The 22,029-nt window shown below is 42.8% G+C and carries 19 protein-coding genes; 13 read left to right on the top strand and 6 right to left on the bottom strand.

Going from position 1 to position 22,029, the window contains the following annotated elements; genetic code table 11:
- Nucleotides 1–2 precede the first annotated feature (2 nt).
- The 9 genes from E2R65_RS15465 (at nt 3) to E2R65_RS15425 (ending at nt 10,519) form a co-directional block, all read left to right on the top strand.
- On the top strand, nt 3–1,493 hold the full coding sequence (locus E2R65_RS15465) for a MiaB/RimO family radical SAM methylthiotransferase (RefSeq protein WP_134337381.1): 1,491 nt from the start codon (nt 3–5) through the stop codon (nt 1,491–1,493).
- A 100-nt stretch (nt 1,494–1,593) separates the two neighbouring features.
- Nucleotides 1,594–2,841: a sigma-54 interaction domain-containing protein gene (locus tag E2R65_RS15460; RefSeq protein WP_134337380.1), complete on the top strand. Its 1,248-nt coding sequence runs from the start codon at nt 1,594–1,596 to the stop codon at nt 2,839–2,841.
- A gap of 7 nt (nt 2,842–2,848) precedes the next feature.
- Nucleotides 2,849–3,373 carry an LPS assembly lipoprotein LptE gene (gene lptE / locus E2R65_RS15455; protein WP_134337379.1) on the top strand — a complete coding sequence of 175 codons (525 nt, stop codon included), beginning with the start codon at nt 2,849–2,851 and terminating at the stop codon, nt 3,371–3,373.
- A 19-nt stretch (nt 3,374–3,392) separates the two neighbouring features.
- Nucleotides 3,393–5,165: a hypothetical protein gene (locus E2R65_RS15450; RefSeq protein WP_134337378.1), complete on the top strand. Its 1,773-nt coding sequence runs from the start codon at nt 3,393–3,395 to the stop codon at nt 5,163–5,165.
- Nucleotides 5,166–5,176: 11 nt separating this feature from the next.
- Nucleotides 5,177–5,527 (top strand): preprotein translocase subunit SecG, encoded by a 351-nt coding sequence (gene secG, locus E2R65_RS15445; RefSeq protein ID WP_134337377.1) that lies wholly within the window; start codon nt 5,177–5,179, stop codon nt 5,525–5,527.
- A 243-nt stretch (nt 5,528–5,770) separates the two neighbouring features.
- Nucleotides 5,771–6,064 carry a co-chaperone GroES gene (locus E2R65_RS15440; protein ID WP_134337376.1) on the top strand — a complete coding sequence of 98 codons (294 nt, stop codon included), beginning with the start codon at nt 5,771–5,773 and terminating at the stop codon, nt 6,062–6,064.
- Nucleotides 6,065–6,209: 145 nt separating this feature from the next.
- A complete protein-coding gene (gene groL / locus E2R65_RS15435) occupies nt 6,210–7,847 on the top strand; it encodes a chaperonin GroEL (RefSeq protein ID WP_134337375.1) in 1,638 nt (545 codons plus the stop codon).
- A gap of 348 nt (nt 7,848–8,195) precedes the next feature.
- Nucleotides 8,196–8,984, top strand: a complete 789-nt coding sequence (locus E2R65_RS15430) for a mechanosensitive ion channel family protein (protein WP_134337374.1) — start codon at nt 8,196–8,198, stop codon at nt 8,982–8,984.
- A gap of 104 nt (nt 8,985–9,088) precedes the next feature.
- Entirely contained in the window at nt 9,089–10,519 is a 1,431-nt protein-coding gene (locus E2R65_RS15425; protein ID WP_134337373.1) for an L-serine ammonia-lyase, read from the top strand.
- Between the two features lie 3 nt (nt 10,520–10,522).
- On the opposite strand, the gene E2R65_RS15420 is transcribed toward E2R65_RS15425, so the two are convergent.
- From E2R65_RS15420 to E2R65_RS15405, 4 genes are read right to left on the bottom strand one after another with little or no spacing between them, the layout of a single operon-like run.
- Nucleotides 10,523–11,215, bottom strand: a complete 693-nt coding sequence (locus E2R65_RS15420) for an SGNH/GDSL hydrolase family protein (protein ID WP_229704665.1) — start codon at nt 11,213–11,215, stop codon at nt 10,523–10,525.
- A gap of 25 nt (nt 11,216–11,240) precedes the next feature.
- Nucleotides 11,241–11,966, bottom strand: coding sequence for an SGNH/GDSL hydrolase family protein (locus E2R65_RS15415; protein WP_134337372.1), 726 nt, complete (start codon nt 11,964–11,966; stop codon nt 11,241–11,243).
- The gene (lipB, locus tag E2R65_RS15410; protein ID WP_134337371.1) at nt 11,963–12,697 is read right to left on the bottom strand and encodes a lipoyl(octanoyl) transferase LipB; all 735 of its coding nucleotides are present in this window, start codon (nt 12,695–12,697) and stop codon (nt 11,963–11,965) included. Before lipB ends, E2R65_RS15415 begins: the two co-directional genes overlap by 4 nt.
- A gap of 1 nt (nt 12,698) precedes the next feature.
- A complete protein-coding gene (locus tag E2R65_RS15405; protein ID WP_134337370.1) occupies nt 12,699–13,337 on the bottom strand; it encodes a 4'-phosphopantetheinyl transferase family protein in 639 nt (212 codons plus the stop codon).
- A gap of 427 nt (nt 13,338–13,764) precedes the next feature.
- Between E2R65_RS15405 and dcd the strand changes: the two genes are divergently transcribed.
- Nucleotides 13,765–14,301, top strand: a complete 537-nt coding sequence (gene dcd / locus E2R65_RS15400; protein WP_134337369.1) for a dCTP deaminase — start codon at nt 13,765–13,767, stop codon at nt 14,299–14,301.
- 46 nt (nt 14,302–14,347) lie between these two features.
- A complete protein-coding gene (locus E2R65_RS15395) occupies nt 14,348–17,056 on the top strand; it encodes a TonB-dependent receptor plug domain-containing protein (RefSeq protein WP_134337368.1) in 2,709 nt (902 codons plus the stop codon).
- A 71-nt stretch (nt 17,057–17,127) separates the two neighbouring features.
- Here the strand turns inward: E2R65_RS15395 and E2R65_RS19665 are convergent, their stop codons facing one another.
- A complete protein-coding gene (locus tag E2R65_RS19665; protein WP_158285288.1) occupies nt 17,128–17,970 on the bottom strand; it encodes a hypothetical protein in 843 nt (280 codons plus the stop codon).
- Nucleotides 17,971–18,077: 107 nt separating this feature from the next.
- Here E2R65_RS19665 and E2R65_RS15385 point away from each other — a divergent pair, with 107 nt between their 5' ends.
- Nucleotides 18,078–18,359, top strand: a complete 282-nt coding sequence (locus E2R65_RS15385; RefSeq protein ID WP_134337367.1) for an ATP-dependent Clp protease adaptor ClpS — start codon at nt 18,078–18,080, stop codon at nt 18,357–18,359.
- Nucleotides 18,360–18,702: 343 nt separating this feature from the next.
- On the top strand, nt 18,703–19,941 hold the full coding sequence (locus E2R65_RS15380; protein WP_134337366.1) for a site-specific integrase: 1,239 nt from the start codon (nt 18,703–18,705) through the stop codon (nt 19,939–19,941).
- Nucleotides 19,942–20,189: 248 nt separating this feature from the next.
- Here the strand turns inward: E2R65_RS15380 and E2R65_RS15375 are convergent, their stop codons facing one another.
- On the bottom strand, nt 20,190–22,007 hold the full coding sequence (locus E2R65_RS15375; RefSeq protein WP_134337365.1) for a hypothetical protein: 1,818 nt from the start codon (nt 22,005–22,007) through the stop codon (nt 20,190–20,192).
- Nucleotides 22,008–22,029: the final 22 nt, after the last annotated feature.

Below are 22,029 nucleotides of genomic sequence, written 5' to 3'. Positions count from 1 at the left end.
CAATGGATTTGCTTATACCGGATAAAGTGCATGATGAGAGCAGGCAGGGCGAGGCTTTGATTTTAGAGCCTGTTGGTAAAAACAATGGCCGCAAGCTTTATATAGAAAGTTATGGCTGCGCCATGAATTTTTCTGACAGTGAGATAGTGGCTTCGATATTAGCCGAAAAAGGTTTTGAAACCACCTCGGATTTTAACAATGCCGACGTGGTTTTTATTAATACCTGTTCGATACGCGAGAATGCCGAGGTGCGTGTACGCAACCGCCTTAAAGAATTTGCCGGTGCTAAATTTCGTAACCCCGGAATGGTAGTTGGCGTTTTGGGCTGTATGGCCGAGCGTTTAAAAGCCAAATTTTTAGAAGAAGAAAAACTGGTTGATGTAGTGGTTGGCCCCGATGCCTATCGCGACCTGCCAAACCTGATAGACCAGGTAGATAGCGGCCAGCGTGCGGTTAACGTATTGCTTAGTCGCGAAGAAACCTATGCAGATATTAGCCCGGTGCGCTTAAACAGCAACGGCATCAATGCGTTTGTATCTATTATGCGTGGCTGCGATAATATGTGCTCGTTTTGCGTAGTGCCATTTACCCGCGGCCGCGAACGCAGCCGTGATGCACATTCTGTTGTTGCCGAGTGTAAAGATCTGTTTGATAAAGGCTACCGCGAGGTTACTTTGTTAGGGCAAAATGTGGATTCATACAAATGGAGTAGGCCTCACCCTGCCCTATCCGAAGGAGATGGTTCTGAAGAGGACGCGGGTAACAAAGTTTCCCCTGCCGGAGGAGATTTTGAGGGGGCTGCTGCCGTTGTAAACTTTGCCAACCTGTTAGAAATGGTTGCGCTGGTAAGCCCCGAATTGCGTGTGCGTTTCTCTACATCGCATCCCAAAGATATTACCGACGAGGTTTTACATACCATTGCCAAATACGATAATATTTGCAACTATATACACCTGCCGGTACAAAGCGGCAACAGCCGTATTTTGGATATCATGAACCGCACTTACGACCGCGAGTGGTACATGAACCGTATTGATGCCATCCGCAGGATCATACCCGGTTGCGCAGTATCAACAGACGTGATTACCGGTTTTTGCACCGAAACGGAGGAAGAGCATAACGATACGGTAACCATGATGGATTACGTAAAGTATGATTTTGCTTACATGTTTAAATACAGCGAAAGGCCGGGTACCTTAGCAGCCAAGCGCTATGCAGATGATATCCCCGAAGAGGTGAAACAACGCCGTTTGGCACAAATTGTGGCCAAGCAGCAGGAATATTCTTTTTACAGGATGCAGGCACGCATAGGCAAGGTAGAGAAAGTGCTGATAGAAGGCTTCTCCAAAAAATCAGACAAAGATTATTGCGGCCGCAGCGACCAGAATGCTATGGTGATCTTCCCGGTAAGTGAGGATTACAAACCTGGGCAGTACGTAAACGTGCTGGTAGAGAGGACTACATCGGCTACGTTGATAGGTAAGATAGTTTAAGCCCCCGGCCCCCTGAAGGGGTAGCTTTTGATTAGCAAAGCTGGGGCATATAGATAAAAAATTATAAATACAGTTCCCCCTTCAGTGGGTTAGTGGGCTTATGGATATTCAGGAAATAAAACAGCGCTTTGGCATCATCGGTAATTCACCGTTGCTGAACAGGGCTATAAATATTGCCAACCAGGTGGCGCCTACAGATATCTCGGTATTAATCACCGGCGAGAGTGGTAGCGGTAAAGAGGTTTTTTCGCACATCATTCACCAGATGAGCCCGCGCAAGCATGGGCCGTTTATTGCGGTGAACTGCGGTGCCATCCCCGAGGGAACTATCGATTCGGAACTCTTCGGCCACGAAAAGGGGGCTTACACCGGCGCGGTTGGCGAGCGTAAAGGTTATTTTGAAACGGTTAACGGCGGCACCATCTTTTTAGATGAGATTGCCGAAATGCCGCTGGGTACCCAGGCGCGTTTGCTTAGGGTGTTAGAGTCTGGCCAATATATCAGGGTGGGTTCATCCAAGGTCGAAAAAACCAACGTACGCGTTATTGCCGCAACCAATGTAGATGTTTACGATGCGGTAAAGGCCGGTAAGTTTCGCGAGGATCTTTATTACAGGCTAAACACGGTGCCGTTGCGCATTCCGCCGCTGCGTGATAGGAAAGAGGATGTTTTCCTGCTGTTTCGCAAATTCACGTCAGATTTTACCGATAAATACCGTACCCCGCCCATTCAGCTGGATGATGCCGCGCAGCAGGTTTTGATCAATTACTCGTGGCCGGGCAATGTTAGGCAGTTAAAAAATATGGCCGAGCAGCTGGCTGTATTAGAGCGCGACCGGGTGATCACGGCGGCAACCCTGCTTACCTACATCCCGCATGAAGCAGGCAGAAGTAATTTGCCCATGCGCCTGGAAAACCAGCCAAAGGAGGATTTTTCTGAAAGGGACATCCTGTACAAGGTGCTGTTTGATATGAAGCGGGATATGGTAGAGCTTAAGAAGCTGGTTGCCGATATAATTGAGCATGGCGGCGTAAGCGCCGGTTATCAGGATAATTCGCCGGCCATAACCAAGTTATACCGCGATATTGAATTGCCGCAGGTTAATAACCACGAAGCACAATTTACCCTGCAGCAGCCCGTTAACAATAACGTTAGCAGCAATAATGCCGACTATAATATTACCCACGATGCAGAAGAAGTGGAAGAATCATTATCGCTGGTAGAAAAAGAATCTGACCTGATACGCAAAGCCTTAAAAAAGCACAAAGGCAAACGTAAACTGGCGGCTAATGAGCTGGGTATCTCAGAAAGAACTTTATATCGTAAAATAAAAGAATTAGATTTATAGGCAGCAAATGAGGAGAAAACTGTTTTTATACATAACTGTTTTAGGTGCAGTAGCGATGTTTTTTAGTGCCTGTGCCTATACACTGTCGCTCAATGGCTCCTCTATCCCGCCCGATTTAAAAACAATTGATATCCAGTTTTTTGAAAATAACGCGCAATTGGCCGTGCCAACCTTAAGCCAGCAGTTTACCGAGGCGCTTAAAAACCGCATTCGTACCCAAACAAGGTTAAGTATAGTACGCGGCGAAGCCAACGCTACCATGAGCGGGGCCATCACCGGTTACAGCATTGCACCGGTATCTGTACAGGCAACCAATACTAACGTTGCACCAATTGCAGGGGCAAGCCGTTTAACTATAACAGTTAGTGTAAAATATGTTTACGATGCCGATAAAAAGCTTAGTTTTGAGGAATCGTTTACAAAATATAAAGATTTTACGGGCGATATTGCATCGCAGGAACAGGGTTTGATACAGGATATTAACAGACAGTTAACCGACGATATTTTTAACAGGGCATTTGCCAATTGGTAGCAATTATTTATAAACCAGCGTGGATCAATACGTAGATAACAGGCAGAAAGAAATTTTATGGGACTTGTTGGCCAACCCGGCCGATAATGGCGCTTCATATATCCACAGCCTGGAGCGTTTGGTAAGGGATAACCCGCAGAGCGGTTTGCTGCAGGTATTGCTTGCCCGCACCGGCGATAAGCAGCAGCTAAGTAAAGCCGCTGTGTATTACAACCCGCGCACACTTTATAAAATAGTTAACCACCCTGCCGAACTTGCCGCGGTTGAGGCTGAAAGCATTACTGGCCTTGCACAAAACACGCAGGATGCCGGACAAAACTTTTTTAACGCCGGTACAATTGCCGGGTTAGAGGGTATCCCGGCGCCTTTAGCGGATGACGAGGCTACGTTGGAGAATGCGTTTTACGCAGATACCACGCAGGCGGAGGTAATTAATGCCCCCGATAAGGATACGGCTGATGAAACAGCAGAAGCCCCGCAGCCTGAAATTGAGCAAGCCCTGGTTGAAAACGACCACACCCCGCCGTCGCAGCCTGAAATTGAAACTGAAACCGAAGAACCTGTTGAAGAAATAGCAGAGGTGCCGCAGCTAACGGAAGAGCAGGCCCCGGTTAAAAGCGATAATACAGACGAACAAACGCCGGAAACGGCAGCGCCGCAGCAACCCGAAGAAACACCGCAGATTTTTGCCGGGCTTGAGCCTGTTGAAGAAGAAACGGAAAGCGTACAAATAGCAGAAACCCCTGCACCGCAAGCAAATACTAATATATTCAGGCCGCGGTTCCCGAGGCCCGAAGCGCCGGTTAACCGGGACACACCCGAGCCGGAGTACCCAAAAGCGGAACAGCCACAGCCCGAGCAGCCGCAAAATGATATTGAAGATGATATTTACGACGAGATTGTAGGTATTGAAGACATTGGTTTTGAGCATAGCGCTCCTGAAAAGCAGTCTGCCGCAGAACCGCTTACCGAAGCCAGGTTTAGTGTGCCTTCGGTAGAAGCAGGCCCTGCAGAAGAAGAGCCGTCGGCAGTGCTGTTCCATCAGCCGCAGCCGGTTGTAGAACCTGTTAGTGCGGAGGATAGTAAAACAATTGAAGAAGAAGAACGCCTGATATTTGGCGGCATTGTAAATGCCGATTACTTATCGTTTGATAAAAAACTGGATGAATTGCGCGCAGAAAGCGATAAGGCAGCGCCTGCGCAAAGCCTGCCAGCCGCAACAGCAGAAGAGATAACCGCCATACCGCAGGCTGCAGCACAACCCGCGCCGGATAATCAAGAGGTATCGCGTTATGATGATGATACCATGCCTTATACCTTTATGTGGTGGTTAAATAAAACCCGTAAAGAACATGCCGAAACCTTACGCCCGTATGCTACCGAAGCGCCGAAAGGCAAGCATGCCAAAATAGGTAACGGCAGCGAATTGCAGCAGCAGTACTACGAAAACATCTTTAGCCTTACATCAGTAAGCGGGGTAGAGCGGGATACGGCCAATGCAGGGGTAGCGTTTAACCCGGATAAGAAAGAGGACGTGATCATAGAGCGTTTTATTCATACCGAGCCGCAGATAAAACCACTGTCGGCAGATAAGCTGGATAACGAGAACAAGGCCAAAAAAAGCTCGGAAGACCTGAACGATTTTGTGACCGAAACCTTGGCCCGCATCTATACCGACCAGATGCTATATCATAAAGCGATAGCTACTTATAAAAAATTGATTGTGAAGTTTCCGGAAAAAAAGCTTTACTTTGCAGCCCAGATTGAACAGTTAGAGAAAAAAACAAATTGATATCATAAGAAATGTATTTAGTTTTAGTCATCATCACGATTATTTTATGCGTCCTTTTAGGGCTGATCGTATTAATCCAAAACCCTAAAGGCGGCGGTTTAGCTTCAAATTTTTCAGGTTCGTCGCAATTAATGGGCGTGCAAAAAACCGGCGATTTTTTAGAAAAAGGTACCTGGGTGCTGGCTATCAGTATTATGGTATTATCGCTTATCATCAACGTATCTGTTAAAGGTGGTGCACAAAAAAGTACCGATCCGCAAGAGATGGAGATGATCAAAAAAGCATCTAAGCCATCGGCAACACCTTCAGCAGCGCCATTAACTGCTCCTGCAACCACACCGGCACCGGCTCCTAAAAAATAATAAGTTAAATAACATATTTAAAAAGGCTTTGGAACAATCCAAAGCCTTTTTTGTTGCAGTAAACTATTACTGACACGATGGCACCTGCCTGTTAATATAAAACCAACAGGTTGTATCCTTGGGTTTAAAAGGGTGACAATTGAACAGAAAATATGCCAATGCAATACATTTTTAAGGCTTGGCATAATTGATGTGAAAACCATAAACGAAAACTTAAAATTATAAAATCAAAATAGTATTACTATGTCATTAAACATTAAACCCCTTGCGGATAGAGTGGTTGTAGAAGCAGCCGCTGCTGAAACCAAAACCGCTTCTGGTATTTACATCCCTGAAACAGCCCAGGAAAAACCACAAAAAGGAACTATAGTTGCTGTAGGCCCGGGTAAATATGCTGATGTTTCTGGCGCACTTATCCCGATGAGCATCCAGGTTGGCGATTCTGTTTTATACGGAAAATATGCCGGTACCGAGATCAATGTTGACGGTAAAGAATACCTGATCATGCGCGAATCTGACATTTACGCAGTTCTGTAATCAATTAGTGATTTAGTGAAGGAATAGATTAGTGATTTATTCTTTCAATAATGAATAAACGAAACTTAAAAAATAAAAAACATAGATTATAGAGTGATGCAATTAATCGCTAATTCATCAACTCAATAAATCAATAATTAAAATCATGGCAAAACAAGTTAAATATAATGTTGAGGCACGTGACGCTTTAAAGCGTGGTGTTGATATCCTGGCTAACGCAGTTAAAGTTACTTTAGGCCCCAAAGGGCGTCACGTAATTATCGATAAAAAATTCGGTTCGCCGGCAGTTACCAAAGATGGTGTAACTGTAGCTAAAGAAATTGAACTGAAAGACCCTATCGAGAACATGGGCGCACAAATGGTTAAAGAGGTTGCATCAAAAACTGCTGACATTGCAGGTGATGGTACTACTACTGCTACCGTTTTAGCACAAGCTATTGTTACTGCAGGTATTAAAAACGTTGCAGCAGGTGCAAACCCAATGGATTTGAAACGCGGTATTGATAAGGCTGTTGCAGAAGTTGTAAAAAACTTAAAAGCACAATCACAAGCCGTTGGCGAAGACAACAACAAAATAAAACAAGTAGCTTCTATTTCTGCAAATAACGACGAAGTAATTGGTTCGTTAATAGCAGAAGCTATGCAAAAAGTTGGTACTTCTGGTGTTATCACTGTTGAAGAAGCAAAAGGCACTGAAACTGAAGTTAAAACTGTAGAAGGTATGCAGTTTGACCGCGGTTACCTTTCACCATACTTTGTAACCAATTCAGATAAAATGGAAGTGGAGTTAGAAAACCCATACATTTTGATCTACGATAAAAAGATCTCTTCAATGAAGGAATTACTTCCTATCCTGGAGAAACAAGTACAAACAGGCAAACCACTTCTGATCATCGCTGAAGACTTAGATGGTGAAGCATTAGCTACTTTGGTAGTTAACAAAATTCGTGGTTCGTTAAAAGTAGCTGCTGTTAAGGCACCTGGTTTTGGCGATCGCCGTAAAGCAATGTTAGAGGATATCGCTGTATTAACAGGTGGTACCGTAATTTCTGAAGAGCGTGGTTATAAATTAGAAAGCGCTGACTTATCTATGTTAGGCCAGGCAGAAAAAATCACTATCGATAAAGACAACACTACACTGGTTAACGGTGCAGGTGATGCGGAAATGATCAAAGGCCGTGTTGGTGAGATCCGCGCGCAGATCGAAACTACTACATCTGACTATGATAAAGAAAAATTACAGGAGCGTTTAGCCAAATTATCTGGCGGTGTTGCTGTATTGTACATCGGTGCTGCATCTGAAGTAGAGATGAAAGAGAAAAAAGACCGTGTTGACGATGCTTTACATGCAACCCGTGCGGCTGTAGAAGAAGGTATCGTAGCTGGTGGAGGCGTTGCCTTCATCCGTGCGGTTGCTGCCCTTACAGATCTTAAAGGTGCTAATGAAGATGAAAATACCGGTATCCAGATCATACGTCGCGCTATCGAAGAGCCGTTACGCCAGATCTGTGATAACGCAGGTATCGAAGGTTCTATCATCGTGCAAAAAGTTAAAGAAGGCAGTGCCGACTTTGGTTACAATGCCCGTACAGATAAATACGAAAACTTAATTGGCGCCGGTGTTATCGACCCAACTAAAGTAAGCCGTGTAGCATTAGAGAACGCAGCTTCTATCGCTTCTATGCTGTTAACCACCGAGTGTGTGTTGGCAGACGAGCCTGATGATGAAAAAGGCGGCGGTATGCCACCAATGGGCGGCGGCGGCATGGGCGGTATGATGTAATATCCCCATCGCTAACGCGATATATAATATGCAAACCCCCTGTCTATTTTATTAGACAGGGGGTTTGTTGTTCATAGTACTATCCGTAAACAGATTACCCTTAAACACATTCCTTTAGCCCGATGATAGATGTTTACACGCTTAATTTAAGCAGCAACGTTAAATATTTGTTATATTATTAAAGTTTACTAAAAAAGGCATAGCATTTGAATAGATGTGTGTATGAAACAAATAGTAAATAAAAGGAGACATATACACAGCAGGATAGTGGAGTGGGTGCTGTTTAAAGGCCCCGAACTATTTGTTACCTTATATAGTTAATTAAAATATTTAATTTTGGCTCTATCTATGGAGCTTAAGGAATTCTATCATCAGGTGCATATTTGGCTGGTAAACAACGGGCCAAAATTTTTATCAGGCATCATCCTCTTTTTTGTTGGTCTTTGGTTTATAGCGTTTTTAAAATCGCGCCTTACCAGCCGCATGAGCAAACGGGAGATCCACTCGTCATTACAACCTTTCATTCTCAGCCTTTCTATTACAGCATTATACGTTGTATTAATCATTACCGTATTTAATATAGTTGGGTTTCAACTTACCTTTATCAGCACTGTTATTGGCGCTTTAGGTGTTGCTGCCGGTTTGGCTTTATCAGGCACCTTGCAAAATTTTGCGGGCGGGGTGTTGATACTGCTGCTAAAGCCATTCGAGATAGAAGATCATATCATCGCACAAGGGCAGGATGGCCGCGTGCAAACCATCCAGCTGTTTTTTACCGAAATACTTACTGCCGATAATAAAACGGTTATTATACCCAACGGTAAATTGTTTAATGAGGTAATAACCAACATTACCCGGCAAGGCAAGCGCCGCCTGGATATTGACTTTAAGCTGAATTTTGGGGTTGACATTGAGCAGGTAAAAGGGATTTTAACTGCTGCTATAAAAGGCGAGCCGAACGTTTTGGGAGAACCTGCCACCAAGGTTGGCGTACTGGCTATGGAGGCCGACGGAATGCGTTTCACTGTGCGCGTGTGGGTAGATCCGGCTCATTTCTTAGCCACCAAAATGGCACTGCAAGAAAAAATAATTAACGAAATTAAAGCCGCCGGAATTAAATTTCCGGGGATGGCTTAAGGAGGAGATCAGAGCTGAGAGATTACCGGCCAAAAACTAATCGCTCATCTTTAACCACTAATCTTTAAATGTTACTTATTTTTGCATACCACCAATTTAAAACTATGCAACAGCGCGAACAAATTTCTGTATTTGATATGTTCAAGATAGGCATTGGCCCGTCAAGTTCGCATACGCTTGGCCCGTGGCGTGCCGCGCAGCAGTTTGTAGAATTGCTGAAGCAGAACGGTACACTGCCGCTTGTTGTACAGATTAAAATTTTGCTCTACGGCTCATTGGCTAAAACCGGCAGGGGCCACGGCACCGATATTGCCGTATTGCTTGGCCTGAGTGGCGATGACCCGGTAACGTTTGAGGTGGATAAGATCGACAGCAAAATTGCCGGAATTAATAAAAGCCATAAACTGCATTTGAACGGTGAAAAAGAGATCAGCTTTTTTACCGGGGAGGACCTGCTGTTTTTGTTTGCCGAGAGCCTGCCCTACCACCCCAACGCGGTAACCTTCCAGGCGTTTTTAAGTAACGAAACGGCAGTATCTGCCACTTACTACTCTATTGGGGGCGGTTTTGTGGTGAAAGAGGGCGCTTTAAGCCAGCAAAAGGCCGAAGTTGACCTGCCATTCCCAATAGATACCGCCGGCGACCTGCTGCACTGGTGCCGCAAAACCGGCCTCAAAATATCCGAGGTGGTGATGGAAAATGAGCTGGCTTGGCGCAGCGAAGTGGATACCCGTAATGGGGTACTCAATATATTCAGGGTGATGCAGGAATGTATGCTGCGCGGCTGTAATACCGCAGGCAACTTACCCGGCGGGCTTAACGTTGCCCGCCGCGCATCAGCATTAAATAAACGCCTTTTAAAAGGGCAAACCTATGCCAATTACAGCGAATGGGTACACGCTATGCGCCAAACAGGCAATGGTTTCCAGAATATACTGGATTGGGTAAGCTGTTTTGCATTGGCCGTAAATGAAGAGAACGCCTCTTTTGGCCGTGTAGTTACCGCGCCCACTAATGGCGCAGCCGGGGTAATACCTGCAGTACTGCAATACTTTATCAGTTTTTGCGATGGCTTTGATGAGGAGCGGATCATCCAGTTCCTGCTTACGGCATCAGAGGTGGGAAGTATTTTTAAAAAGGGCGCTACTATATCTGCAGCAATGGGTGGCTGCCAGGCCGAAATAGGCGTGTCATCTGCCATGGCTGCAGCGGCCCTTACCGAGTGTTTAGGTGGTAGCCAGCGACAAGTTTTAATGGCCGCCGAAATAGCCATGGAACATCATCTGGGCCTTACCTGCGACCCGATAGGCGGCCTGGTGCAGGTGCCCTGTATAGAACGTAACACCATGGGCGCCATTAAAGCTATAACCGCAACACAACTGGCCCTGCAAACCAATCCGGATAAAGCCAAAGTAAGCCTGGATGCCGTGATTAAAACCATGTGGCAAACCGCCCAAGATATGAACTCCAAATACAAAGAAACCTCAGACGGCGGGCTGGCGATAAATATCCCGATCAGTTTACCGGAGTGTTAGGCCCTATCTCTTAATCTCCTTCCCAACCTCTTTTGCTATTTTATTAACCCACCAGCTGTACATTTTGGCGGAGGGGTGCAGGCGGTCGGTAGTAACCAGGTCGGCGTTGGTACCGTCGGTGCGGGATATGCCGGTTATGTAGATGTAGTGCACTTTTGCGGCATCTGCCACTTCTTTATTGATCAGGTTATATTCATCAATCTCAGCGGTTATTTTGTCCAGGTTACGGCCATTGGCAAATGGGGTAGATCCCCAGTCGGGAATGGATAATACAAAAACATGTTTTGGATTGCCTTTAGCCATAATGATGGCGGCATTCAGTATCTGGGCAAATTCGGTTTGGTAAGTGTCGTGATCTTTTTGCTGGTATTGGTTGTTTACGCCTATCAGCAGGGTTACAAAATCAAAAGTCCCGTTTTTGGCGGGTTCGCCAATGCCTTTTAATAATTCATCGGTACGCCAGCCGTTTTGGGCAAGCACTTTGGGCAAGGCAACATTTACCCCCTTATTTTTTAAACTGGCCGTAAGCTGGTAAGGAAAGCTTTGGGCAGTAGGTACAAAACGGCCAACGGTGTAAGAATCGCCCAGGGCCAGGTAACGCAACGAATCTGCAGTGGCTGTGGTTGACTTAGGTGATTGACAAAAGCCTGTGCCAGCCAATACAATTGCCATTAAAAAGCACAAGGCAGTTTTCATACTTTAAGTTATATAGCAGTGCAATTTATTTAACCTGTTCATCAACCGCCGGCAAAAGCTGGTTTACCCAAAGGCTGTACATATTACCGGAAGGGTGCAGGCCATCGTCAGCTATCAGCCCTGTTTCATCTGCTGCACGGCGCGATGCCGGGGTAATATCTATATAATTTACGTTCAGCTTTTCGGTTTCCTGTTTATTGATGGCGTTAAAGCGGTCTATATCTGCACCCACTTGTGCGGCATCACGGCCGCTGTTTTTGGCGAAGGGGGTAACGCCCCAATCGGGAATGGAGATTACAAAAACATGTTTGATATTGCCGCCTGCATAGCCGATAGCGGTATTTAATAACTCCACAAATTCTTTACGGTAAACATCTTTGCTGTAACCCCGGTATTGGTTGTTTACACCTATCAGCAGCGTTACGATGCTATAATTTTTGTTTTGCAGATTGCGGGAAATAATGCCTTGCTTAAGATCGGCAGTGGTCCACCCGGTTACGGCGATAATATCGGGGCTGGTTACAGAACGGCCTGCCGCAGTTAAGCGGGCAGCCAGCTGGTAGGGGAACGACTGGTCCTGCGTAACAGCCTCGCCAATAGTGTACGAGTCGCCGAGGGCCAGGTAAGTTAATGAATTGGATGAGGGCATATTGCTTTTTTTGGGTATTACTACCGTTGTGGCTACCGGCCCGGCTGCTTTTGTACAGGCGGCCAGTGTACTGATTAAAACTATTGCTGTTAACAACCTCATGATACCATCTCCATACCAAAAAGTACGGAAATATGGTGCTTCAGGATTTCTTTAACTTCATTTATATCAACTTCATGGCCCAGTTCAAGCTGCATAGATGTTACCGCCTTATCATCTATCCCGCAGGGAACGATGTTTTTAAAATAGCTTAGGTCGGGGTTAACATTAAAGGCAAGCCCGTGCATGGTAACCCAGCGGCTGCAGCGTACCCCCATAGCGCAGATCTTGCGGGCACGGGCGTTATCGGCATCAAACCAAACTCCGGTATAACCAGGGTAGCGCCCGGCGGTTAAGCCGTAATGGGCAAGGGTGAGTATAACCGCTTCTTCCAGTGTGCGCAGGTATAGGTGTATATCGGTAAAAAAGTTGTCGAGATCTAAAATTGGATAGCTTACAATTTGGCCGGGGCCGTGGTAGGTAATATCGCCGCCGCGGTTAATAGGGTAATACGCGGCATTTTTAGCTATAAGGCCTTGTTCATCCAGTAGTAAATGCTCGGCTTTGCCACTTTTGCCCAGGGTGTAAACGTGCGGATGCTCGCAAAAGATCAAATAGTTTGGGGTCGCTACATCCTCTTCAGGTTCGGCATTGCCGGCGGCAACGGCCAGGCTGCGGTTACGGATCTGGGTTTTTAATTTAACCGTTTCGGCAAAAAGGGCCTCCTGCTGGTCCCAGGCTTGCCGGTAATCTGTCAGTCCCCAATCCTTAAAAATTACTTTGGTGTTTTTCATATTATCCCTTCACGTACCCTATCATATAATCTTCGTATTGCAGGTAGCCTACCTGGTAATTAATATTTATCGCGCCTTTATGCAGTTTAGCCTGTAAAGCATCGTGATGCTGAAAGGTAAAGGGCAGCAGCGTAATATTATCTGCAAAGCTCACTTCTTTTTGGCCATAGCATTTGTAAACGGCTTCTTTGGCGCACCAGCAAACATAAAGCTGATTGATAATATTTTTATCTTCTAAAAAGCCCAATTCCGCGGGTTTCATAAATTTATGGGCAATGCGTTCTACCTTATCTTTTATCTGCTCAATATCAATCCCTACAGGGCTGGTTTTGCTGATCATTACGGCGGCGTAATCAAACGAATGACTAAGCGATATATGATAAGGCAGGCTTACCAGGTAAGGCTTGCCGTGGCTGTCGGCTTTGCAATCAATGTATTCTTCGGTACCCAGCATTTTACGCAGCAGCACACGTGTGCCCAGCCAGTGCAGGTAACGCTTGCTTTTGCTTAATTTTTTGGTATAGGCTTTCTCGGTTTCGTCAAGTTGTAATTGCTTGTATAAGTCTTCGGCGGTTTCTTCTATCTTCCACAGCGCAAATTCTGTATCATCATCAATTTGTTGTCGGTACGCTATTGCCATGGGGTAAAATTGCAAAAAAGGTTGCCAAATTATATCAGCTAAATATAATAATTAAAGCAAATAAATAAGGTGGTCATGTAACTAACCGGGGAAACTTACGTCATACCCACAACCATCAATATCACATCATAATTCATAACATGAAGCGGATATACGTAGCAGCCATTATACTGATGGCAGTAGCCATAACAGAGGGCTGTATGAAGCAGCGCATGGCCCAAATGCAGGCAGCACAGCTTACAAAGGGCGAACGACAATGAAATTTATACTGCAATAAAGCGGGCATGATTTAATATTAAAAGGCTGTTTCTGAATTAGCCGCATTGTACTCTGTACATGCGGTTTTACTGTTTTTAAGGGCAGATGTAATGTAGAATAGCTGTTGGGAGTTAAGGCAATTAATCTTAATTTAGGGCAGCAATACATTATGATCCTATCAGACAAACGCATCCTCGAAGAGATTGAAAAAGGCAGTATAATTATTGAGCCTTTTAAGCCCGAATGCCTGGGCACAAATTCATACGATGTGCATTTGGGCAAGCACCTGGCAACTTATAAAGACAGGGTACTGGATGCTAAACTGCATAATGAAATTATTGGGTTCGAGATCCCTAAAGAAGGCTTTGTATTGCAGCCCAATACGTTGTATTTGGGTGTAACCATGGAGTACACAGAAACCCACAGGCATGTGCCCTTTTTAGAAGGTAAATCAAGCACGGGGCGTTTAGGGATTGATATACATGCTACTGCAGGCAAGGGCGATGTTGGTTTTTGCAATACCTGGACGCTGGAGATATCCTGCGCGCAGCCGGTGAGGATTTATGCCGGTATGCCCATTGGCCAGCTGATATATTTTGTTGTAGAGGGTGATATAGCCACCATGTACAACACCAAAAGCAATGCTAAATACAATAACCCCACAACCCGCCCCGTTGAGAGCATGATGTGGAAGAATAAATTTTAATACAGGGCATTTGCCTTGATAATGAACGCATAATCTACCTTAATATATGGCCTTTAAACGTTTACTTGCCGGGCTGCTGATAGCTGCCGGTATATTTGATATTTATAGCTTTAGTAGTGGCGACGATGTAATTACCAGGATACAGCAGCAACTGGAAAAGTGGACCTTTGAGCACCCGGTAGAAAAAGTGCACCTGCACCTGGATAAACCTTATTATACCGCCGGAGACGACATCTGGTTTAAAGCCTATGTTACCATCGGTTCGGCACATCAGCTGTCGGCATACAGCGGCGTGCTGAATGTAGAATTGGTGAACGACCAGGACTCGATCAAACAAAGCCTTAAATTACAGATTGCCAATGGTACTGCCTTTGGCGATTTCGCCTTGCCTGATACCATTCATGAAGGTAACTACCGGATACGGGCCTATACCCAATACATGCTGAATGCAGGCAGCGATTATATTTTTGACCAGGCTATAAGTATTGGCAATGTAATAACCAATAAAGTATTTACAAAAACCACATTTAATTACGCCGCACAAAATGGCAAAAGTGTAATCAACACCACTATTAATTACTCTGATTTAAATGGTGTTGCATACGTGGGCGACCAGGCAAATTATTCGGTGCTGCTTAATAATGCCGTGGTAGCCAAAGGCAAAGGTGTTACCGATGCCGAAGGGAACCTGCGTTTAAGTGTGCCTGCAGATAATGCGGCGTTGCTGAGTATGGGCAGGATTGTTACCGGCATAACCGTATCTAAGGGGAATACTATTTACAAGAGTATCCCTATAAGAGCTATGGCAAATCATGCTGACGTGCAGTTTTTCCCGGAAAGCGGTAATATGATTAACGGAATATCAACCAGGGTTGCATTTAAAGCGATTGGTACCGATGGCTTAGGCATTGATATTAAGGGCACCGTTGTGGATAATACCGGCAATGCCGTAGCAGAACTGAGTACCGCACACCTGGGTATGGGCCAGTTTGACCTTGAACCCCAGGCCGGTAAAACTTATAAAGCCGAAATTGTGTATCCCGATGGTACAAAAAGCACTGTAGCCTTGCCCAGGGCGGCAGATAACGGTTATGTATTAAACCTGTACACCAGCCTGCAAAATATAAGGCTTACCGTATCAATGGCAAAGGATAACGTAAGTAACGACCCTGATAAGCAGATCAGTATAGTGGCGCAAAGTGCCGGCAAGGTTTATTATGCCGCAAGAAGCAAACCGGGCAGCAGCATGTTTGGAACGGTTATCTCAAAAAGTAAGTTTCCGAATGGGATAGTGCAATTCACGCTGTTTTCGGCCACGGGCGAACCCTTAAATGAACGCCTGGTGTTTATACAAAATCCGGAACCTTTGGATCTGTCCATAACCGCCGACAGGCAAAGCTACTCGGTAAGGCAAAAAGTGAAATTAAATATTGATGCCAAAAGTTTAAGCGGCAAAGGCATTACAGGCAGTTTTTCGGTAGCAGTTACCGACGAAAGCAAAGTGCCCGTAAATGAGAGCAGCGAAAATAATATCCTGGCCAACCTGTTGCTAACATCAGATATTAAAGGATATGTAGAGCAGCCGGCCTATTATTTTAACAATATAAGTGATAAAACCCGTGCCGATCTTGATTTGCTGATGCTTACCCAGGGCTATCGCCGCTACCAGTGGAAAGAGATCATGAACAATAAACCGGTTGCCGATGCTTATCCGCGGCAAACCGCCTTTACTATATCTGGCAGGGTTACAACGCCGGGCGGCGCACCGGTAGTTAAAGGCAAGGTAGAACTGCTTAATTTTGATGACGGATTATTTAAACTGGATACCCTTACAGATGAACAGGGCCGTTTTGCGTTTAAAGACCTTGAGTTTGCGGATAGTACCAGGTTTTTGGTGCAGGCACGCAATGCAAAGAAAAAGCGCGACGTGGTAGTAAAGTTTGATACCATCCCCCCGGCAAAGCTAAACGGATATAAAAATGCAGCAGATTTTAAAATTAATGTAAGCAGCAGTTTAAGCAATTATGCATTAAACAATAAGTTATTTTACTCGGAGCAGTTAAAAGCCGGGGTTGGTAACCATGTTATTACGCTTAAAGAGGTACAGATCATTGCCAAAAAGGAGGCCTTTAAAAATTCACAGAATTTAAATGGAGCAGGTAACGCCGACCAAACATTTGTTGCAAAGGATATGGTGAATTTTAATTGTGTAAGGTTTTTTGATTGCTTTGTGGGCAGGCTTACGGGTGTTATTGTTCGTAACGGGGTGCCTTACTCATCACGCGGGGGTGGCCAGATGGCTGTTATTATTGACGGGATGTTTTTAGAAGCTGCTGATGCCGACAATATAAATATTGTTAATGTACAATCGGTTGAAGTTTTATTGGGAATAGCCAAAACGGCTATATATGGTTCGCGGGCGGCAAATGGTGCCATATTAATTACCACCAAACGTGGTAACGACCGGGTTGAAACCCCCGAGTATTACCGGTCTGGTGTAAGTGCATTGTATCCTAAAGGATTTTACAAGGCACGTGAGTTTTATTCGCCGCAATACGATGCTAAAACCAATACTAAATTGGCCGACCTGCGCAGCACCATTTTCTGGAAACCGAACCTGATAACAGGTGATGACGGAAAAACAGCGGTTGAATATTTTAATGCCGGCAGCCCAGGTAACTATAGGGTAGTGGTAGAAGGTATAGATGGCGACGGTAATATTGGCAGGCAGGTGTTTAGATATAAAGTGGAGTAGGAGTCAAAAATCAAAAGTTCGCATTGCGATTTTTTGACTTTTGTATAATTGATGTTAGGTTATCAACTCTTTTATTTCTGACTGAGAGAAAATTTCTCCCAAAAATCTATTGATTTAAATATCTCGCCGCGGTTGGTATCGTTACCATTGTTACCACGGCCCATGCCACCGCCACGGCCACCTCTGCCGCCACGTCCTCCGCCCATACCGCCACGTCCACCGCCCATGCCACCGGGGCCGCCTTGCGCATCACCACCTTCGGTACCGCGTTCTGGCCTTTGTAATCCGTTAATTTTAAAGTTGAATGCCCAATCGTTTTTAGCGATATCATCCGCATGAAAAAACTTTATCGGGATAGCCGTTTCACAGATCAGGTTACCTGCGGCATCATAATTAATAGCAGCTTTAATGCCATAGGTGTTTGATGTAGTGATCATATCCCCCTCAATATCTTTAAAACCGGTAACTTTTATACTTCTAAGCGTGGTTATCCGTTCGCGCATCAGTTCGTCGCGTTCTTCTTTAGTTATTTCGCCACCATTGTTATTGGGCGGTGTAAAAGCAGGCGGTGGGCTGCCCGGATAGCGCAGCGGGAAGGTTAAGCTATAGGTCTCTTTCTTTTTACCCCGCGTGTCAATCCCCAGGGTGATGCCGGCATTTAAAACACGGGCCTGTTCCAGCCTGTCGCTTATTTTTATTACTGCGTAGATGTTCTCTTTGTCGTTAGCCAGGGTATAATCAAGATTTTTCTCCTGGTTGTGGTAACGCAGACTATCGCCCCAATCGCTCAGGCTGCCGTCAATGGTAATATTTGCAGGCGGGGGCAAAAGTTTTGGTGTTTGTTTGGATTGCGCTTTTACGGTACAGGTAAACGATAGTGCTGTAAGCAGGATCAGGGATGTGCTGCGTTTCATTTTTTATGATATATAAGGTATAAGTGCTTTGTTGTGTAATATTTATAAAACGATAAACATCATTTTAACACATTTATTGCTGCTTTTAAGTAAATTTGCTGATAGATATGCCAACTGAAGTACAGGAACAAACTTTTACCTTTGAAGAATTAATGGCCGGGCTAAAAGAAATGCACCGCCTGATATTATGGAACGACGACCATAATACCTTCGAACACGTTATTCACTGCATGATGAAGTACCTCGATTACTCTGAACCGCAAGCCGAAAAAATTGCCTGGAAGGTTCATAACGAGGGAAAATGCGCTGTGCTGGAAGGCTCATTTACCGAAATGGAGGTTTACCGCAAAATACTACAACAGGAAGGCCTTACCGTAAGTGTAGATTAACGCGCTGCTAAAACAACAGTATTACATTATTCAGGCTAATTAACCTTAACCTCGCCATACCATCATTCAATTATATTGCCTGTAAATAGCAATTAAAACAAAAAAGCCTCATATTTCTATGAGGCTTTGGTGGGAGTTACTGGGTTCGAACCAGTGACCCTCTGCTTGTAAGATGGAAAAACTATGGTTTCCGATAGCTTCCGATTGTTGCCGATAGTATATATAATGCTGAAAAACAGTTCTTTATATTGTTTTTTGTTTCTTTTGACTTCTCATTACAGTTACCTTTGCGTTGAAATCGCATTGAAAAAAACCGCTATGAACAAAAGAAAATTATTAAACAATGTACGTAAGACCTCGTATTATTCTTGTCGAAAACCATCAAAAGAAGGATGGAAAGTATCCTGTAAAAGTTAGGATTTGTTATTTAAGAAAAACAAAAGATTTTAGAACCCCATTGAGCTTGACAAAGGAGGAATATGTCAATGCGATTCTACCCAATCCTCCAAAGAAGTATAAAGAAATCAGGCATCAATTAGATGCTCTGACAGCTAAAGCCAATGAAGTAATTAGCTGTATTGAGAACTTTACTTTTCAAAAATTTAAAGATGGATTTTATAACATAAAAAAAGAATCATCAAACGTGTATTCAGTTTTTGAAGAGTTTATAAAAATGAAATTGGTTAGCGGTTGCTACAAAACTTCAGTGAATTATAATACTGCTATGGAATCATTTAAGAGTTTTAGACCATTATTAAATTTTTACGATGTAGATACTCAGTTTCTATTTAAGTATCAAGATTGGATGATAAACGCCAAAGGAAAATCTGAAACAACGGTCAGTATCTATTGCCGTGCTTTAAGAGCGATTATCAATTACTCTATAAGTAAAAATTATCTTAAAAAGGATTTTGAATATCCTTTCGGTAAATACAAATATCAAATACCCGGGGGCAGAAAAGTAAAAAAAGCCTTAACGCTTGATGCGGTCGAAGCTATATTCAATTTTCAAGCTAAACCATATTCAATGGAAGATAGAGCTAAAGACTTTTGGTTGTTTAGCTACATGTGTAATGGCATGAACGTAAATGACATAATAAGGCTTAAAGCATCAAATATTGATGGTAACATGATTAGGTATCATAGAGGTAAAACTTTTAGAACTACCCAATCTAATAGGCCTTTAATATCGATTAGTTTTGAAGAGGAAATAATTATTATTATAAACAAATGGGGTAATCTTAATCCGAATGGTGACGATTATATCTTTCCTATATTGGATAAAAATGATAAAAACGATGAAGCTATCACTAAGAAAAAGGAACTCTTTACAGATAGCTTAAATAAGCATTTTGGTCGTATTTGCGAAAAGCTGGAATTTCAAAACCCTAAGATTACAATGATATATGCTCGACATACCGCTGCCACAGTTTTAAAAAAAGCGAATATTCCAATATTCCAAATTCAGGAATCTTTAGGGCACACAAAGCCTGAGACAACTAAAAATTATCTTGGTGATTTTGACGACGATTCAAAGATAGAAGTGACTAAAAGTCTAATGAGGTTTAAAAAAGCCGTTTAGAGCCTTAACGTGAACGCATTTCCAAATTATTGTAGATGCGTTCACATTTTTTAACTTTTGTAGCTCTTTAAACAGTTAAAAGAAAAAATTTCTCAATAACCTCTGGGGCTTGATGTAGTAGCAATCGACGCTTGAAATGAAATTAAGCAACAAATTGGTTTACTGAATCAACAAGCTAAGCCGATATTAGATGAATATCAGAAATTAAATCCTAATGAATAGTTATTTTCTAAATAAAAATTAGAAGTTTAGTATTGCTCGACTGTGGTCTGCTTCTTTATAGCTTTTTGAAGCTTTTTAGGTTGTACTGTAAGTTTTAATAAAATTCCTTCCAGTTCTACTTCCCCTTTTATTGCTTGTTTTATCATTAATCTTCTGAAATCAAACACCATATTTGGAAGTTGCAACAATACCTTAAAAACAGCATTTGAATGATAAACTCCTGAATGCTGAATGAAATTCCTTTGTTCGTAAGCCTCCTTTAAAATGCCCCGATAATAATTAATCAAATTATTATGGTGGGAGCTTATTTTAGTTTTTAGGTATTTATTGATAGTTCTATTGAGATATGGATGTTTGATATGTTGATTATAGGTTTTTAATAACTCCTTTGTGAAAAAATTCGCATTTAAGTTTTTAAAAAAATCTTGTTCAGTCCACCCTAAATCTTCACCTCTAATTCCTTCCTGATACATTTTATATAAATTCTCATGAAGCAACGCACAATATGACCATGTTGTATAGTTCAATGAAAGGTTGGATAAAATTATTGGTAATCTTTCAATCACATCGGCTCCAGAGTTAAAGAACCCCTCTAAATATCGCCAATAATGATTAAGCTTTTGGTCAGGGTAAGAATCACTGTTTGCTAATAAATAAATAATGTCTCTATGATTTACAAGATTTGCCGGAATTGTATCAATTTTGCCCAAATTTTTTGTGTCATGAGACTTGTTAAATTTCGCTACAGAATCTTTAAAAAGCCCTGTTAAAGACGGCCTTATTCTTGTACACTTTTTATTTTGACATATAATATAATCTCTATCATTAATCACCGCATTTTTTTCAAAATAATCATTGATATAGAGTAATGAATCGTTAGCTTTTCTTAGCGCAGAGAACTTAGCTGATTTCTCGTTGGCAGCGATAACTTCTGTTTCAAGATACAACTGATGCTTGGTGCTGAAAAATTCTAAATACTCCTTGTTATTGGGATTCTTCTGTAAGTAAAATTTAGCAGTGGAAGTTATCAGAGTTCCTTTATAAGCAATTTTTATTGCTTCCTTTGAGCCAACATTGTTTAATTTGAAAAGGAATCTGAACGTTTTTTTTGCATGCTTAAAAAGATGATAAAGGCCTTCTAATTGCTGTTGCAGATTTCTATTCTCAAGGTAACTTTGAACTAATTCGTAGTATTTTTCCGGCTCATCTTTTAGGTTGTCTCTCTCAAAAACTAATACTTCCGGCAATGGAGCATCAGTTACAACTTCATCTTTCTTTAGCACCACATTATTTGTTAATACTTTCTCAAAAACCCGTTTTAAAAAGTCAATCGGGAAATTTTCATAAGCAAATTCTGTAATCATTATTAAAGCGCAATACTCCAGAATCTCTTTATGATTGTGTTGGTGTAAATCTTTTTCGCACTGAACAACAATAACAATTTCTTCTGCAACCTTTTTAAACATGGTTTTATCTAAATTACTGATAGAAAGTAGTATATTATTAATAAGTTCCTGCCGTTTTTCTGCTTCAACGTATGCTTTACTCCTAAGTTCATCAATAACTATAAATATGCGTTGATAATGTTTTTTTAATAAATAGTCGTTCTTACTGAACAGCTGATGTTTTAAATAATGTTGTATATAACTGGAGCTATGTTCAGTATAATTTATCAGCTGAAAATTGATTTTGTTAAATAATGATTTATGGTTTTCAAAAGATGGGAATTGAAAAGCACCTAAGTTATTTGCAAGAAAATCAAAATAATCAGCCAGATACCTAACCTTTGTTTGGATTAGCTCATTTTCGTTAGTTAAATTATTGTAGAAGTGGTACTTTGCCATTTTTAATTAAATATATATCATT

The sequence above is a fragment of the Mucilaginibacter phyllosphaerae genome (assembly GCF_004378255.1).
GTDB classification, from domain to species: Bacteria; Bacteroidota; Bacteroidia; order Sphingobacteriales; family Sphingobacteriaceae; genus Mucilaginibacter; species Mucilaginibacter phyllosphaerae.
The sequence above is the reverse complement of the archived record's forward strand: the minus strand, read 5'-3'. Positions and strand labels throughout refer to the sequence as shown.